This window comes from Rhodococcus sp. MEB064 (genome assembly GCF_000834565.1).
GTDB lineage: Bacteria > Actinomycetota > Actinomycetes > Mycobacteriales > Mycobacteriaceae > Rhodococcoides.
The window spans coordinates 38,085-53,201 of the sequence record NZ_JXQS01000039.1 but is presented as its reverse complement, the minus strand read 5'-3'; the positions used below and the strand labels follow the sequence as shown (position 1 = coordinate 53,201).

General features: G+C 61.4%; 17 protein-coding genes. 4 read left to right on the top strand and 13 right to left on the bottom strand.

From position 1 onward, the window contains the following. The 5 genes from RU01_RS17450 to RU01_RS17430 form a co-directional block, all read right to left on the bottom strand. Window positions 1-301 (bottom strand): biotin carboxylase N-terminal domain-containing protein (locus RU01_RS17450; RefSeq protein WP_042575844.1); only part of this gene is annotated, 301 nt, incomplete at its 3' end. 51 nt (window positions 302-352) lie between these two features. Beyond that, window positions 353-1,399 carry a 4-hydroxy-2-oxovalerate aldolase gene (dmpG, locus tag RU01_RS17445; protein ID WP_042575843.1) on the bottom strand — a complete coding sequence of 349 codons (1,047 nt, stop codon included), beginning with the start codon at window positions 1,397-1,399 and terminating at the stop codon, window positions 353-355. Further along, a complete protein-coding gene (locus RU01_RS17440) occupies window positions 1,396-2,343 on the bottom strand; it encodes an acetaldehyde dehydrogenase (acetylating) (protein ID WP_042575842.1) in 948 nt (315 codons plus the stop codon). The genes dmpG and RU01_RS17440 overlap by 4 nt, the downstream gene beginning before the upstream one ends. A gap of 55 nt (window positions 2,344-2,398) precedes the next feature. Then, the gene (locus tag RU01_RS17435; RefSeq protein ID WP_042575841.1) at window positions 2,399-3,190 is read right to left on the bottom strand and encodes a 2-keto-4-pentenoate hydratase; all 792 of its coding nucleotides are present in this window, start codon (window positions 3,188-3,190) and stop codon (window positions 2,399-2,401) included. Between the two features lie 289 nt (window positions 3,191-3,479). Next, a complete protein-coding gene (locus tag RU01_RS17430; RefSeq protein WP_042575840.1) occupies window positions 3,480-4,652 on the bottom strand; it encodes an acyl-CoA dehydrogenase family protein in 1,173 nt (390 codons plus the stop codon). 400 nt (window positions 4,653-5,052) lie between these two features. Here RU01_RS17430 and RU01_RS17425 point away from each other — a divergent pair, with 400 nt between their 5' ends. After that, window positions 5,053-5,898, top strand: coding sequence for an IclR family transcriptional regulator (locus RU01_RS17425; RefSeq protein WP_052493347.1), 846 nt, complete (start codon window positions 5,053-5,055; stop codon window positions 5,896-5,898). A 9-nt stretch (window positions 5,899-5,907) separates the two neighbouring features. On the opposite strand, the gene RU01_RS22260 is transcribed toward RU01_RS17425, so the two are convergent. Both RU01_RS22260 and RU01_RS22590 read right to left on the bottom strand, forming a co-directional pair. Then, the gene (locus tag RU01_RS22260) at window positions 5,908-6,558 is read right to left on the bottom strand and encodes a TetR/AcrR family transcriptional regulator (RefSeq protein ID WP_052493346.1); all 651 of its coding nucleotides are present in this window, start codon (window positions 6,556-6,558) and stop codon (window positions 5,908-5,910) included. Window positions 6,559-6,648: 90 nt separating this feature from the next. Next, window positions 6,649-7,257 carry a TetR/AcrR family transcriptional regulator gene (locus tag RU01_RS22590; protein ID WP_042575839.1) on the bottom strand — a complete coding sequence of 203 codons (609 nt, stop codon included), beginning with the start codon at window positions 7,255-7,257 and terminating at the stop codon, window positions 6,649-6,651. Window positions 7,258-7,732: 475 nt separating this feature from the next. Between RU01_RS22590 and RU01_RS17410 the strand changes: the two genes are divergently transcribed. Together RU01_RS17410 and ribA are read left to right on the top strand one after the other, a co-directional pair. Continuing rightward, window positions 7,733-8,230, top strand: a complete 498-nt coding sequence (locus tag RU01_RS17410) for a flavin reductase family protein (protein ID WP_042575838.1) — start codon at window positions 7,733-7,735, stop codon at window positions 8,228-8,230. A gap of 128 nt (window positions 8,231-8,358) precedes the next feature. Beyond that, a complete protein-coding gene (gene ribA / locus RU01_RS17405) occupies window positions 8,359-9,564 on the top strand; it encodes a GTP cyclohydrolase II (RefSeq protein WP_042575855.1) in 1,206 nt (401 codons plus the stop codon). 15 nt (window positions 9,565-9,579) lie between these two features. On the opposite strand, the gene RU01_RS23415 is transcribed toward ribA, so the two are convergent. Continuing rightward, complete coding sequence (locus RU01_RS23415; protein WP_231568756.1) at window positions 9,580-9,819, bottom strand: winged helix-turn-helix transcriptional regulator; 240 nt, start codon at window positions 9,817-9,819, stop codon at window positions 9,580-9,582. A gap of 9 nt (window positions 9,820-9,828) precedes the next feature. Here RU01_RS23415 and RU01_RS23410 point away from each other — a divergent pair, with 9 nt between their 5' ends. Beyond that, a complete protein-coding gene (locus tag RU01_RS23410) occupies window positions 9,829-10,014 on the top strand; it encodes a hypothetical protein (RefSeq protein ID WP_042575837.1) in 186 nt (61 codons plus the stop codon). A 629-nt stretch (window positions 10,015-10,643) separates the two neighbouring features. Here the strand turns inward: RU01_RS23410 and RU01_RS17395 are convergent. The 5 genes from RU01_RS17395 to RU01_RS22250 all read right to left on the bottom strand — a co-directional run bounded on the left by RU01_RS17395 (window position 10,644) and on the right by RU01_RS22250 (window position 14,754). Next, window positions 10,644-12,056 carry a cytochrome P450 gene (locus tag RU01_RS17395; RefSeq protein ID WP_042575836.1) on the bottom strand — a complete coding sequence of 471 codons (1,413 nt, stop codon included), beginning with the start codon at window positions 12,054-12,056 and terminating at the stop codon, window positions 10,644-10,646. Continuing rightward, a complete protein-coding gene (locus RU01_RS17390; RefSeq protein WP_331386544.1) occupies window positions 12,053-13,174 on the bottom strand; it encodes a DUF6545 domain-containing protein in 1,122 nt (373 codons plus the stop codon). Before RU01_RS17390 ends, RU01_RS17395 begins: the two co-directional genes overlap by 4 nt. 14 nt (window positions 13,175-13,188) lie before the next feature. Continuing rightward, window positions 13,189-13,530 (bottom strand): ImmA/IrrE family metallo-endopeptidase, encoded by a 342-nt coding sequence (locus tag RU01_RS17385; protein ID WP_231568755.1) that lies wholly within the window; start codon window positions 13,528-13,530, stop codon window positions 13,189-13,191. Window positions 13,531-13,705: 175 nt separating this feature from the next. Continuing rightward, a complete protein-coding gene (locus RU01_RS17380) occupies window positions 13,706-14,122 on the bottom strand; it encodes a hypothetical protein (protein ID WP_042575833.1) in 417 nt (138 codons plus the stop codon). Next, window positions 14,119-14,754: a hypothetical protein gene (locus RU01_RS22250; RefSeq protein ID WP_052493344.1), complete on the bottom strand. Its 636-nt coding sequence runs from the start codon at window positions 14,752-14,754 to the stop codon at window positions 14,119-14,121. Before RU01_RS22250 ends, RU01_RS17380 begins: the two co-directional genes overlap by 4 nt. Window positions 14,755-15,117: the final 363 nt, after the last annotated feature.

The window sequence follows — 15,117 nt, the reverse complement described above, 5'->3', positions numbered from 1 at the left end:
TCCCCGCCTCCGCGCACCCCGCCGCCAACTCCGGATTCTCCGACAAGAACCCGTACCCCGGATAGATCGCGTCCGCACCCGACCGCTTCGCCGCATCGACGATCAGATCCACCGACAGATAGTTGCGCACCGGATGGCCCGGCTCGCCGATCTCGTACGCCTCGTCGGCCTTGGTCCGATGCACCGAATTGCGGTCCTCGAACGGGAACACCGCCACCGTCTGCGCCTCGAGTTCGTACGCCGCACGAAACGCACGAATCGCGATCTCGCCGCGATTGGCCACCAACACCTTGGAGAACATGAGATCGAAAGTCCTTTGTCGAGAGGAGGCAGCCTGCAGAACCGGCTGGTTTCAGTTACTCCGGGCAGCGAGGTCGAGTGCGATATCGGTGATGAGATCTTCCTGACCGCCGACAAGTCCGCGCTCGCCGACGGCGAGGAGAATCGCGCGTGTGTCGAGGCCGTACCTCTCGGCAGCAGCCTCCGCGTGGCGAAGGAAACTCGAGTACACCCCGGCGTACCCCAAGGTGAGCGTCTCACGATCCACTTGCACCGGCCGATCCTGCAGCGGACGGACTATGTCATCGGCTGCATCCTGCAACCCGAACAAGTCGCAACTGTGCTTCCAACCATGGAGGTCGGCAACAGCCACGAACGGTTCGATCGGGCAGTTTCCCGCGCCGGCACCGTGCCCGGCAAGGGACGCATCGACGCGCGTCACCCCTTCCTCCACAGCGACAACCGAATTGGCGACGGACAGGGACAGGTTCTGGTGCGCGTGGATACCGATCTGCGTCGTCGGGTCCAACGCATCCCGGTACGCCCGCACGTGTTCGCGGACCCCGTTCATCGTCAACCGGCCACCGGAGTCGGTCACGTACACACAATGCGCCCCATACGATTCCATCAACTTGGCCTGCTCGGCCAACTGAGCGGGCTCCGCCAGATGCGACATCATCAGAAATCCTGAGACATCCATTCCGAGCTCGCGTGCTTTATCGATGTGCTGAGCGGACACGTCGGCTTCAGTGCAATGGGTAGCCACTCGAACGGAGGTCACACCGAGTCGAAAAGCCTGTTCCAATTCCTTCACGGTGCCGACCCCCGGAAGAAGCAGAGTAGTGAGCTTGGCTCGATGCACCACGTCCGCGGCCGCCTCGATCCATTCCCAATCTGTGTTACTGCCCGGTCCATAGGTCAGGGAATGCCCCGCGAGTCCGTCTCCGTGAGTGACCTCGATGGCGTCGACGCCGGCTGCGTCCAAGGCCGCGGCAACGCGGGCGACATTTGCCGGAGAGATACGATGGCGCATTGCATGCATGCCATCGCGGAGTGTGACGTCTTGGATATAAAGGGCAGCACCGTCGGTGGCGTTCGGTCGTGTCGTCATCTCGGTCATCGTGCAATCTCCAGACTCATCTTATCCGCGATACGTTCCGCGACCTGAAGGGCTGCGGACGTCATGATGTCGAGATTCCCGGCATAGGCGGGGAGATAGTGAGCGGCACCCTCCACCTCGAGAAACACCGATACTTTCCACAGCCCGGGGCCCATTTCGACGCCGCCGGTCAGTGTTGCGACGGATTCCGAGTCATCGAGTTCGGTGAACTGCACCTCTTGCTTCAAGCGGTAGCCCGGTACGTACGACGCCACCTTGGCGACCATCGCGTGCACCGACGCCCGGATAGCGTCCTGATCGGGATCGGTCACCAGAGTCAGGACCGTGTCACGCATGATTAGCGGAGGCTCGGCCGGGTTGAGAACAATGATCGCTTTTCCGTGCTTCGCGCCGCCCACTTTCTCGATCGCTTCGGACGTGGTCTCAGTGAATTCGTCGATATTCGCCCGCGTTCCCGGACCAGCAGACTTCGATGCGATCGATGCCACGATCTCGGCGTATTGGACCGGTGTCACCGCCGAGATTGCCGCTACAATCGGGATTGTCGCCTGGCCACCACACGTCACCATGTTCACATCGGGCGCGCTGAGATGCTCCTCCAGATTGACCGCGGGCACGACGTACGGGCCAATCGCAGCAGGCGTCAAATCGATGAGCCTCTTCCCATAGGGAGCAAGAGCTTCGGCATTGGCGACGTGAGCCTTCGCCGACGTGGAATCGAAGATGATGGCGATATCGCCGAAGTCGGGATGTTCGATGAGCCCGTGAACGCCGGAGTCGACGGTGCTGATGCCCATTCGCCGAGCACGCGCGAGACCGTCCGACGCAGGGTCGATTCCGACCAGTACTGCGATCTCGACGTTCTTGGCAACTCGCTTCAGTTTGATCAGGAGATCGGTGCCGATATTTCCTGAGCCGATCACCGCTGCTTTGACTCGTGTCATGTCGTTCTGCTTCCGAGTTAGGTGGTTCGAATGTGTAAACGATGCGCGACGGAGGTCATTCGCTGAACACGGCGATCACATCACCGATTCCGGTGATCGAGGCCCTGTAGGTGGATCCAGGTGTCACGGGCACCATCGGCCCGAGTGCACCGGAAAGAATTACGTCGCCGCGACGAAGCCCTGACCCATATGTCAGCGCTGTATTTGCAAGCCACGCCAACGCCTCCCATGGGCTGCCCAGACAATCCGAGCCGACCCCTGACGAGACCTGCAGGCCATCGGCGGCCATCGTCATCTCGACCGTGGAGAGTTCGGGGCAATCGCGCCGTGGCACGGAGTCGCCGAGTACGAACAATCCGGACGAAGCATTGTCGGCCACGGTATCTGCCAACGTTATGTCCCACCCCTCGATACGACTGTCGACTATCTCGAACGCGGCCATGACCCGCTCGACGAAATCCGGGGCTTGTCCGGCTGCGATAGGCGTTGTGATATCAGCGGACAGTTCGAACGCTATTTCTGCTTCGATTCGCGGCTGCAGCAGTCGGTGCATTCCGATCACAGCCTCACCCGAGACGTCCATGTCGTCGAGTAGAACGCCGAAGTCCGGTTGATCCACACCGAGCTGCGCCTGCACTGCCGGCGACGTCAAACCGATCTTTCGACCGACGACACGTCCTCCCGAAGCCAACACAGCTTCGATGTTCAGCGTCTGGACGCTGTACGCGGATGCGACGTCGTCGGAGGCAAGCACATCCCTGATGGGCTTGCATGGCACCCCGGTAGCTGCTGCCCGGGCAAGCCGATCTGCGAGTTCGATGATGTCACGCGATGGTTGACTGCTCATGCTAGTGAACGTAGAGGCTGACCTGCGTTTCGCGCAGAACTCATCCCGTGGAGCGGAACGACGGACTCGAACTCGGACGAGATCCAGTCCGCCAGACCTCGCGGCGTCCGGTACAGCACCCGGGTCGCGTGTCAGGTCCGGTCGAACGCGCCTCTGCCCACGATGCGCCTCGCCCGTCGTCCGAGGACTGAGCGAGGTACATCGTGGGCAGAAGGAACGGACGCAAAGTATCGCGTTTCACTGCGACCGTTCAGGCACCATCACGATTACTGGACACGCGCCGGACGGGTCAGTAAATGACCGACGGTGCGATCGGCTGGCCGAACTTGTTGTGCCCATATGCTTGGTAGACCGGCTCGGCCACATTGCATACGTGGTTCATCGACGCGTGCATGTCGCGCCAGAACCGTTGTAGTGGATTGCTCAGCCGCAACGAGTTTCCACCCGCTTGCGCGAACAACATGTCAATGGCATCGACGGCACGTCGGGCGGATCGAACTTGATTGATTCGCGCTGTGATTCGTTGCTCCTCAGTAATGCGCCCGCCGGCAGCTATGTCATCGTACATACGACTGATGTCCGTGATGAGCTGGAGACGACCGGCATTGACATCCGCAACCGCCGCGCCCAAAGAGGCCAATTGAAACGGATCCTGTGCAACCTTGTTTCCGGACGCCCCGATCCTGTCACGTGTGTAACCGATGAACGCGGCCAGAGCACCTTCGGCTATACCCAGCGTACCTGCGGCGATCGCTCCGGAGAACATGACCAGGAACGGGATCGAGTACATCGGATTGTCTCGGCCACGTTCGCGCGCCAAGCGGCCGTCCGCGAAGTCTTCGGGGTCCAACACGTGATAGTCGGGTACGAATGCATCCTTGACGGTCACATCCTTGCTCCCGCTACCTTTCAAGCCCACGACGTCCCAACTACCCTCTTCGATGACATAGTCCGAAATTGGCAGCAGGAAATGACGGAGGCGCGGCGGCATCGTGACCTCGCCCGACGCGTCGGTGAGAAATCCTCCGACGATGATCCACTTACTGTGATCCGTGCCCGTCGAGAATGGCCACCTCCCGTTGAAAATGTACCCACCGTCCACCCGTCGGGCCCGCCCGAAAGGAGCATATGGAGACGAGACCCAGGTATCCGGATCCTGACCCCAGATCTCATCCTGCGCTGCGGAGTCGAGTAGAGCCAGCTCCCATGGGTGAACACCGACAACGCCGCTCACCCAGCCGGCAGACCCGGAGCAGGAACCTACTTTCATGACGGTGTCCAGGAAATCGGCCGGGTGCGCCTCGAAACCGCCATACTCGATCGGTTGAAGCAAGCGAATCACTCCCGCCTCACGAAGGTTCGACGCAGTTTCGTCGGTCAGCTTTCCGAGTGCGTCAGAGTTCTCGGCATCCGCCTCGAACGAATCTGCGAGCTTCTCGACACGCTCAAGTACTTCATGCATGGGTTGCTCCTTGTTGATGAACCTTGGCTCCCCGCCTTGTCGCGACGGTGTGGGGCTGAGCTGACGCGGGCGGCTGCAACACACGATGCCTACAGACTTTCCTGGTCGCCATACCGGAGTGCCACTCTCCGGAACGATGCGCCGCAAGTTCGGGCGGGCCCGGCATACACGCTTGACCAGGACACTTCGTGAGGCCCTCGAACAACTGATCGTCGGCAGTCAGGCGTCGACGCGCGTCGGCCCTCAGCGCCCGGTGCGTCAGTGCAGCGGTCGAAACTTGCGCAGTGCAACCCGCGTATGTGATATTGGTTACTAGAACGAGCACTCAAGAGGGACGGACCGTGGCCGACTCGTCGAGAACCATCCCTCCGAGCCCTGATCGAACAACCAGGAGTGACGCATGATGGCAAGCCGGTCGACACTGCAGCTGACTTCTGCAGACGAGTCCGCCGAACCGATCGATTCCCGCGAGGCTGCCGACTCGCACCGAGCGGCGGCGTCGGTCAGCAAAGCACTACACATCCTTGATTGCTTCTCCGACGTCGATCACGCGATGAGCCTGAGCGAGCTTGCGCGTCGCGCCGAGTTGCCCAAGTCGACCGCATTCCGTCTTCTCGCCTACCTCGAGGAAGCGGGTTATGTCATACGCAATGCCAAGATGTACCGCGTCGGATCCAAACTTTTCGAGCTCGGCAGCCGCACGAACTTGTGCAGCACGGGAGGGATCCGCGACATAGCCAATCCGTACCTCAGTGACCTGCACGTACGCACTGGGTATGTGGTGCACCTGGCAGAAATGATCGGAACGGATGTGATGTACCTCGACAAGATGCAGGGCCATCGATCCCCCACGACGCCGACACGCGTCGGGGGCCGCTTCAACGCCACATGTTGCGCTCTAGGAAAAGCAATGTTGGCCAATTCGGACAATCTGACTGTCGCCGACGCACTTCGTACCGGCCTCCCGAAAAGAACCGCGTATTCGATCGGCGAACCCGGCCGACTCATTCGCGAACTGCAGCTCATTCGCCATAACGGTGTGGCATTCGACCGCGAGGAAGCCGCACTAGGCTTGGTCTGTGTAGCTGCGCCCATCATGTTTCAGGGGAGTGCCGTCGCCGCGATCTCGGTGTCCGGTGCAACCACCCAGTTCGATCCGCGAGCCGTTGCCGGCCTCGTTCAGAAATCAGCAGACAGAATCGCGGAACAGTACGGACTTACACAAAGGCAGGCGGCCACGGCATGAATCCGTCGTTCACAGCACCGCGGACTCGACAACTTCGCCGATACCCCTGGCAAGTAGTCGGAGACTTCGCTCCGAGTCGAACGAGTCGTCGAAGTGCTTTGCGATGACCAACCCATCACACCACGCCATGATGATGCGCGCGAGACTCGCCTCGAGTAGCGGACGATCACCAGGGGTCGGCAACAACTCCGCCAGCTGCCTCACGAGCTCGGTGTGAGCGTCCACCCGGATTTGTCTGATGCGCCGCCGAGCAGTGGTCTCGATCGATCGCTGGTCCATGATGAGCATCAAGCTCAATGTCCAGAATGCAGGCGTCTCGAGTAGTCCGTGCCGTATTTGGTAGACCATCCGGTCAACGCCCCACCTCATTCGGCGGACGGCATCACAGGACGCCAATTCGCCCTTGACGGAAGTCCATTCCTCGCCAGCCGAATTCCAATCGAGACGCCACTCGTCGTAGCTGACGGCGATCACCTCGGCGATGATTTGATCTTTGCTGGCGAACTGCCAATAGATGGAGCCCACCTTCACGCCGGCGCGCTTCGCGATCAGAGCGATGGTAGTCCCGTCGTACCCGCGTTGCGAGGCGATCTCGAAAGCAGCCGTCAGAATCTTGCCGCGAGCCCCGGAATCGACCGTTCTCAACGCCTTTTCGGTCATCGCGCTGAATGTCCGAGTCCGACTCTTACCACCATGATGCTCAGTATAGGCGAGGCTGTCAGAACTGGTCTCGCCCTCCTCGAAGGAGGACTAGTTACCGTCGGCGAAAGTCCGTACCATCAGTTCGATCTGCTTCAGTACCGCACTTTCGTCTGTCAAGTCCTCTGCCTGTCGCGCCACGTACAACCCGTCCGCCAAGGCAATTGTCGCGAAAGCAAGTTCTTCGGCCAGCTCCGACGATGTCGGCTCCGGTAGCGAGTCGGACCACCAGTCAGTCAAGGCCTCTACCGTGTCGGATCGAATCCTGCGGAATGTCGCACGAGATTGCGTTTCGAGGTCCCGCTGCTCCAGTCCCAGAACAAGGCCGAGGCGGGGGAAAGCAGGATATTCCGCCAACGCTCGAATGAGATTCGCGACGGCAGTATCGAAACGTGAATCTCGCGGTGACTGTGCAGAGGGCTTCATCCACTCGGTCGTCCGCCGCCACTCGTCGTAGCCGTGTTGGACAGAAGCAGCCAGCAATTCGTCTTTACTTTTGAACTGCCAGTAGATGGACCCGACAGGCAAACGAGCCTGCTCAGCTACCAGCGCTAACGTGGTGCCATTGTATCCGCGTTCGGAAGCGATCGCGAACGCGGCTTCGAGAATTCTTACTCGCGGCGACCCGTCGGGGTCGACGGTTTTTCGTCCATCATTCATGGCGTCCTCTATTCACCCGTGAGGGCAATACCCAGCACTTCTTGCACCACGAACGCACACCGGCCTCCGCACCGCGACCATGCGCGACAACCGGACCTGTGAGTCCACCTCGTGCTCGTCAACTGTGCCCGCTGGACGAGTACTACACAAGTCGACACGCGTCGTTGCACTGCTGCCGACGCGAGGTAGCGACACCCAGCGAGCGCGATTCGCATGAAGAAGGTGCACGGTCCAATTCGACGCCCCGTCGGCCGGCGGTCCCCGGGGTCCGAGAGACTCCGGCGTCGCGCGTGTGAACCTCCGCCTCCCGGCCCGGAAGGATCGATTGATGTCACCTGTTCCGCTGCGTGGCACGGTTCACTACTGGAATGTGCTGTGTCCACCTCACACTGGGTAAATGGTTGCGATCGACATGTCAGCCCCCGCCATTCCGACACGCAATAATCACCTTCGTACCCGAGTGGAGACAGCCCACATGAAGTCCTTGGATGGCATCGAGTTACGACGCGCCTTCGCCGACATCCCGTCAGGTGTCGTCGCGATATGCGGGTACACGGGGTCGGAGAAGATCGGAATGGTCGCCAGCACATTTGTCCCGGTATCGCTCGACCCGCCGCTCGTCGCGTTTTTCGTGCAGAATTCTTCTACTACGTGGCCGAAGCTGTCCGCAATTCCTCGACTAGGCATCAGCGTGCTCAACGCCGGTCACCACGCTGTCGTACGGACACTCGCAGCGAAGACCGGTGATCGATTCTCCGGAGTCTCGACCACAGAGCACTCGGGCGGCGCTCTCCTGGTGTCGAAGGCCTCACTGTCGATGAACGTGTCGATCGACAGCGAGACGACGGCCGGCGACCACACGATCGTCGTGATGCGAATACACGACATCACGTCCACTCCACACGAAGCGGCCGATTACCTGGATCCCCTCGTGTTTCACCGGAGCTCCTTTCGAGCCCTGGCCGAACAGTAGGACGGAAGGCCCCACCACCGAATTTCGTTGGAGACCGTGACGGTCGACATATTTTGTGACGTGGATCGGACGTCCTGTTGCATTCATCGAACTCTCGGCAATTATTTCCTCGCGCAGAAAGTGTGTTCATGTCGAATATCACCGCAGCATTGACTGCCCTCGCACACAGAGGCATGGTGCTTGTCGTCGATGACGAAGACCGTGAGAACGAGGGCGATCTGATCATGGCCGCAGAATATGCAGAGACTTCGGACGTTGCATTTTTCCTATCGCATACTTCCGGGTTCCTCTGTGTTGCGATCACCGAGAAGCGCGCCTCGGAATTGAACTTGGACTTGATGGTCGAAAATAACACCGAAGCCTTGAGAACGGCTTTTCTCGTCAGTGTCGACTATCGTCACGGCACGACCACCGGCATCAGTGCAGGTGACCGAGCGGCCACGATCCGTGCGCTCGCGGATCCCGCCGTTGTGTCCACGGACCTCGCGCGTCCAGGTCACGTTCTACCGTTGCTCGCGAGACCTCGGGGGGTCTTGGAACGCGCGGGCCACACCGAGGCAGGGGTCGACTTGTGCACCATGGCTGGGTTGAACGGCGCGGCGCTGCTGTGCGAGGTGACCACCGCCGACCGGCACGACATGATGCGGCGACCCGAACTCGAATTGTTTGCGCGAGAGCACGGCATTCCCATCGTCACCATCGCGGATGTGCAGAAATTCCGCCGGGACTCCGAAGTACGAGTTGTCGAATCGGGACGAAGCACGATCCCGACCGATCGGGGTGAATTCGACGCCATCGCATATCGATCCACCGACGACGGCCTGGAGCACCTCGTTCTAACGATGGGCGACGTGACATCCGGCATCGCCCCCCTCGTTCGGGTACACAGTGAATGCATCACCGGTGATCTCGTAGGATCTCTCCGATGTGATTGTGGCCCGCAGTTCCAGGATGCACTCGATCGCGTGGCGCAAGCAGGCAGCGGGGTGATCATTTACATGCGCGGCCATGAGGGGCGCGGTATCGGTCTGGGAAGCAAGCTGCGCGCTTACGAACTACAGCGACACGAAGGGCTCGACACTGTCGACGCGAACATTTCGCTCGGATATCCGATAGATAGTCGGGACTATCGCATCGCGTGCCTTGTGTTGAAGGACCTGGGCATCGAGAGCGCTCGGATCATGACCAACAACCCAGCGAAGGTGAAGGCACTCGCGGACTGCGGAATGAAGGTCGAGCAGGTGCCGCACGAAGTACGAGCCAATCGGTACAACCGTGCCTACCTGTCAGCCAAACGTGATCGCATGGGACACGTACTCCAACTCCTCGATTGACCTGCGGGCCGCGGTCTAGCTGCGCGAATGCACGGGACGGGGTACGCGGCCATGCGTCTTGCCTATATCTGTGTCGCGCTTCGCCCCAGTGGTGACGACGATCGTCTTCTCTACTGTCGAGCTGGGCACTGTGGTCGAACTGGGCATTGTCATAGCCCACGCGTTCATCGCATCCAACACCGGCCGCAACCCCTCCCCCAGCGGAGTGAGCTCGTAGACCACCCGCGGAGGTATCTCCGGAAAAACCGTCCGCACCAACAACCCGTGCAAGCTCCGTCCGCGAAGGTCGTGCACACGACGCTCATGACGCTGCTGCACTCGAACTTCGCGGCGGTGGCCACGACGACCGCGTGGTCCGACGCGGTGCGCGCAGAGACGCTGCTCGACAAGAGCAACCTCGTCGAGTCCGCGACGGTCGGCCGTGACGCCGTGGGGGCCGGAACGGTCTGACCCGACCTCCTCGATCGCCTGTGCTTTCCGCCGGGGGGTCGACCACGCACACCGAACGGCCTGAGCCGCGGAGGCATTCATTGCGTCGTGGTACCAGATGAGTCTGGGGTATCTCCAATCGTCGCCCGGGTGCCCGGGTGCCCGGGTGCGAGTGCGAGCGCGACCAAACTCTGAGCGCGAATAACTAACGTCACCGGCTGCTGCGGAACTGCGTCATCGAAGGGTCCGAAGTCGTAGTCGGTGGCGAGCTCTCCGACCTTTCGGAGCGCACACGTGTTCAAAACGGCAGCTACCTCGTCCCCCGCCGTCTCTCCTCGTGAGCTCCACTGCGAGGACCGTACCGATCTGGTGACGCATCGAACAGCTTTGATGCATCACCGATGCCCCGCAATCAACACCTGTACACGTCGACTAATCAGGGTCGGCCGGCGTCGCTCCAAGGGTCGCCGCGGGAACGGGACCATCAACAACCACAGCAGTGGGTTCGACCGGATCGACGGAGACGGCCGAGCTTGCGGCAACCGATGACCCGAGACCATGGTGGACGGCCATGGCTACACGACTCTTAATCACACCGTCCCGAAGTCGGTAGCGCTATGCCGACCTGCCCGATAAGACCTCCCTGGGAGTTAGGAAGCCGGACCGGTTCGTTCACGAACTTCCACGGACAGACCTCGCGGCTTCAGAGTGACTGTCTCTTCTACTTTCAGTGAGTAGTCGGGGTCCCCGATTAGGTCGAATCGACCAACGATAAGTGCAAGTGCAACAAGCACCTCGTGATAGGCGAACTGCCGACCGATGCAGCCGCGTAGTCCGGTCCCGAACGGCTTATAGAGATCAGCGAGGTTCGCGGGAACGCGACTGCGCTCGAACCGGTCCGGGTCGAACCGCTCTGGATCTGCTCCCCACGCCGCGTCGCGGTGCAGCTGTAGCAACACCACGAACACCCACTCCCCCTTCTCGAAGGGGTGCTCCCCCACCATCGTGTCTCGACGAGCCTTCCGGTAGTAACCGGGCGCCACCGGCCACAGCCGCAACGTCTCGTCGACGACGCGCCGCAGGTACCGCAGCTTGCCCACGTGATCGAACTGGAGATCACCATCAGGGCACACCGACGAGAGCTCCGCTCGAATCCGCTCGACCACGTCCGGATGAGTCGACAAGAAATGCAGAGCGAACGCCATCACCCCGGCCGACGTCTCCTGGCCCGCAACCAGGAAGGTGAGTATCTGGTTGCGGATGTTCTGATCGGACAACCGCTCCCCCGTCGCCGGGTCCGCGGTGCTCAGCATCAGATCGAGAAGGTCACCGGTCCCCGGGGCATCTCGCTCGCGCCGCGTCGCGACGATGTCGTCCACGAGTCGTTGAGCTACCTCGATGTCGTCCCGGTGCTGGTTACGTTCACGTCTGTAGATGGTCGCCTCGAGAGCGGGATGGGAGTACGCGGCCCGGTTGATGTACTTCAGCGCCCGAGAGATTCGAACTACCAACTCGTGCGGTGCTGCGTCGTCGAACGATCCGAAGTCGTACCCGAAGGCCACCTCGCCGATCACTCCGAGCGCAAGCTTGTTCATGTCGGCAGGTACGTCGATCCAGGCTTCTGGCCCACGGGCGGTCCACGAGGACAACATCTGCTTCGTCATCCCCACCATCGTGTCGTGATATCGGCGCATCGACGACTGGGAGAACGCCGGTGCCAGAATCGCGTGGGCCGCCGCCCAGGACGGTTCCGAGTTGTAGGCGGTGAACAGCCCGTCACCGGCCACTGCCCGGAGGTTGCCCATCGGCACACCGAGGAACTTGGCCCACGTCGTCTCGTCGTTCACAGCCGCGACCTCGAGGGGCCCCGACACGTACGTCACGCGGGTTCCGAACACGTTGCGTTCGTAGATCGATCCGTACTTCTGCGCATCCCGCATCGCCCACTGGCTGGACTCGGTGACGTGCAGATCCAGGACGTCGCCGAGCACCGGTAGCCGCCGCGGTGGATGTGGCAGCACGCGGTCCGCCGCTCGAACAGGTCCTACGGTGTTGTCGATCATCTCTGCTCCCCCTGCGTTTTTACGGTGAATCCCGGCTCGGTCGGCCAGTACCGACCGATGGCGGCAAGTACTCGAACTTCTTGCTTCAAGTCGGCAGACGGTTCGATCGGAACTTTGGTGAACGCTCCGGGCGGCGCGTCGGCGCGTCGTCTATGTGCTGCACGGTAGAAGACCTCCGCGGCTGACTTGTTGTCGACCGACACCGCATCAGGGAGGTCTTCCACATAACGGCCCAGCAGACTCAGTGAATCCCTGATCTCCACGCACATGCGATGAACTCGATGCACGGGCGACGACTGCGGAGACGGGTGACGGAGGACGACCTCCGGACAGGTCCGAACGAGGTCCGACCACATCGGCGTCAGGGAGCGGATCGACCGGGACCAGCGGTCGACGCCCAGCGACTCGGTGACCGCTCGCCAGAGAGGCAATGCTGCGCACAAAGTGGCTAAAGCCAGCAAGTAGGTGTAGCTGGTCTCGTTCAGCGTCACCCGCAAGGCCACGAAGTCCCGAGCGAGTCCGGCTGCTGCGAACACTCCCATCAGCAAGATCGAGATGGCCTCCTCCAACCCCCACACGGCCACGATCGCGAACAGCCAGAACACCAACGACACCTGCGCCGGCAGCTGACCGCGGCGCAGCTCCTCCACAGAGACACGCAGGTACAGGTACGGCATGAACGCTGCCCACGCAGAGAAACACGCGAAGTACACCGCCGTCCGCCAACCCGGCTGGACATCGATGTACTCGCCGGAGACCCGCGCCGCGGAACCGACGACAATCATCAGCGCTCCACTGGCAAGGGCAAGCATCATCACCACTGTGGTCGTCGCGCCGTGGCTCTCAGGCCGTCGCCACCGGAGGGCGATTGCGATCAGTGGTGCAAGTGCCACAAGGAGCGCCACGGTTCCGAGTTGCTGGATCAGCGGCACGTCGATCACGGCGCCGGTCGCTGACGCCACCGCCGATTGGATGGCTCCTTCACGAGCGAGACCAGATCCAATCCCCAGCGCCAGGGCCACATTGACGAGACGCGAGGTGGCAGCGCGGCTTACAAGTACAAGCCTCGCGACGAGGATGCCGACGCTCCACAGCAGCAGTGGGCATGACACCACCATCGGCACAGACGACGTCACGTCAGACCCAAGAAGTCATGCATCGCGGAGGAACGCCTGTAGCGCGACACTGCTGCCGACATCAGCAGATCAGCGAAGGTCTCGGCTTCGCCTTCCTGATCGTCATCGAAGTTCGATCTCTTCATAACCGATTCGAGCGCATCGAGGTCGATGTCCGGGCAGAGTTCGCGGAGCGTGGTGTCTGCAGCTGTCGATCCCCCGTGACCCAGCACCATGTGTCCGACTTCGTGCATGATCGTCTGATCGACGTGGTAACTCGATGAGTCTGCGTGACAGACGATTTCGTCATGATCGTGAAACTGCAGCCACAGTCCGCACGGCAAGCCCTGCAGCGTCACCGCGTCGATGGGAACCAGCGCGATCGGCCGACCTCTGTGATGCGACAGGGCTTCGAGAAAGGCTGTCCTGTTCCACGGGCTCGGAACCAGGAGTTCTATGGCGCGGGCAGCCACAATTACATCATGTGCTGAAAATGTCATTTTCCCCCCCCAGGAATGTGCGACGAAAACGCAGTTAGGGGCCGGCCTCGCGCGCGCGGCGCAAGTCGGCCAAGAGATCCGTGAGGTGCTCGATGCGAAGACGTTCGTCGCCTGTTCGGAGCCTCATGCCGGTGATCCCCCCATGGAGCACCTCTTCGATCAAACTGAGTTGGCTGTGGATGTTCGGCGCTGCCGAGTCATCGAGTAGGTAGCTGCTGCTCGACGGGAACACGGTCGAGATCGCCTCGAGCATGTCTCGTGTGGCAGTACGCGTCCCCTCGCGTAGGGCGGCGATGTCGCGTGCGGTGACGTGCCTGCCCAGAACCGTAGTGACGTCCGATGCCACAGACTCGGGGCTTCGCTCCGAGCCATCCCGGGTGCGCCAGACCTTGAATAGCAGGTCCAGTCGCAGATTGACTGGCACTGCCTCCTGCGCTGCAGTTCCCGTCACTTCTGCCCCTTGTGTAGTCGCGCTTCGAACCGGGCCACCGTCTCCGTCGGAACATCGATGTCACGACCGGCGAGCCAGCGTCTGTAGAGACGCTCCTCGCGCTCCGCCTCGTCGGTCGACTCGCTCGGCTCGTCGAGTAGTTGCCCGAACATCGCGTAGATCGGCGACAGCGAACCGTTCTGGCGCCTGTTCTCCTCGAACAAGCGCGTGACGTACTCGCCGTAGATCGGACGCAGGGCAACTCCCATACGTCGCGACAGAGCAGTCAGTTCGGCGAGATCTTGGCGGTCACGCGCAATCGCGTCCAGTTCACGGGAGATGGACAACAGGTCGAGAACGACTCTCACAGAGATGACCACCGTGTCGGGTCCCAGAACGGTGTCGGCTTCGGTCGACGACCTGCCCCGCGGCTCGCCACCTCGGAGGACATCGGCGGCGCTCCCCGGCTGCCACTCGAGACCGGTGTCCAACTTGCCGAGCGTCCCGGCCGACACGGTCCGCCCAGTCCCCTCCTCGATGTCCTTGAGAGTCGGCACCGATGGCCCGCCCCGCTCCCGAACCTGCGGACGCGACAGACCGAGCTGCGTACGGCGCTTCCACGCGTACTCGGCCAAACGTCCATAACCGTCCACGCTCGGAACAGTAGGGGTCCGAACCAGGACCGGCAAGAAAACCCAAGATCAACCCCGACCACCTGGAGATCTCACAACATCTCCTCGATATGCCGGAGGCGGTGATTTCTCTATCTTTATTTGCGTTTTTCTTGCTATATTTGTCCTGCGACGACGACGGGGGTAAGCGACATGGCATCAGAGAGCAATAGAGCGACCGGGCCTGGGTGTGCGGAGACTGTCGTCGACGTGGTCACAGGCGACCGCTTCCGCTGCTCGTTGGTCCAACACCTCGACCGTGAGCACGAATCGTGGTCGGACGACGGACTCGTCGTCGCACGGTGGGTCGCACCGAGACCGCTCACCCTGTGCGAGCCCGACTTC

Bases quoted from the DNA above. Each gene is read 5' to 3' on its own strand.
- dmpG (WP_042575843.1), bottom strand. From the start codon at position 1,399: ATGACCGAGATGACGACACGACCGAACGCCACCGACGGTGCTGCCCTT.
- RU01_RS17440 (WP_042575842.1), bottom strand. From the start codon at position 2,343: ATGACACGAGTCAAAGCAGCGGTGATCGGCTCAGGAAATATCGGCACC.
- RU01_RS17435 (WP_042575841.1), bottom strand. From the start codon at position 3,190: ATGAGCAGTCAACCATCGCGTGACATCATCGAACTCGCAGATCGGCTT.
- RU01_RS17430 (WP_042575840.1), bottom strand. From the start codon at position 4,652: ATGCATGAAGTACTTGAGCGTGTCGAGAAGCTCGCAGATTCGTTCGAG.
- RU01_RS17425 (WP_052493347.1), top strand. From the start codon at position 5,053: ATGATGGCAAGCCGGTCGACACTGCAGCTGACTTCTGCAGACGAGTCC.
- RU01_RS22260 (WP_052493346.1), bottom strand. From the start codon at position 6,558: ATGACCGAAAAGGCGTTGAGAACGGTCGATTCCGGGGCTCGCGGCAAG.
- RU01_RS22590 (WP_042575839.1), bottom strand. From the start codon at position 7,257: ATGAATGATGGACGAAAAACCGTCGACCCCGACGGGTCGCCGCGAGTA.
- RU01_RS17410 (WP_042575838.1), top strand. From the start codon at position 7,733: ATGAAGTCCTTGGATGGCATCGAGTTACGACGCGCCTTCGCCGACATC.
- ribA (WP_042575855.1), top strand. From the start codon at position 8,359: ATGTCGAATATCACCGCAGCATTGACTGCCCTCGCACACAGAGGCATG.
- RU01_RS17395 (WP_042575836.1), bottom strand. From the start codon at position 12,056: ATGATCGACAACACCGTAGGACCTGTTCGAGCGGCGGACCGCGTGCTG.
- RU01_RS17390 (WP_331386544.1), bottom strand. From the start codon at position 13,174: ATGGTGGTGTCATGCCCACTGCTGCTGTGGAGCGTCGGCATCCTCGTC.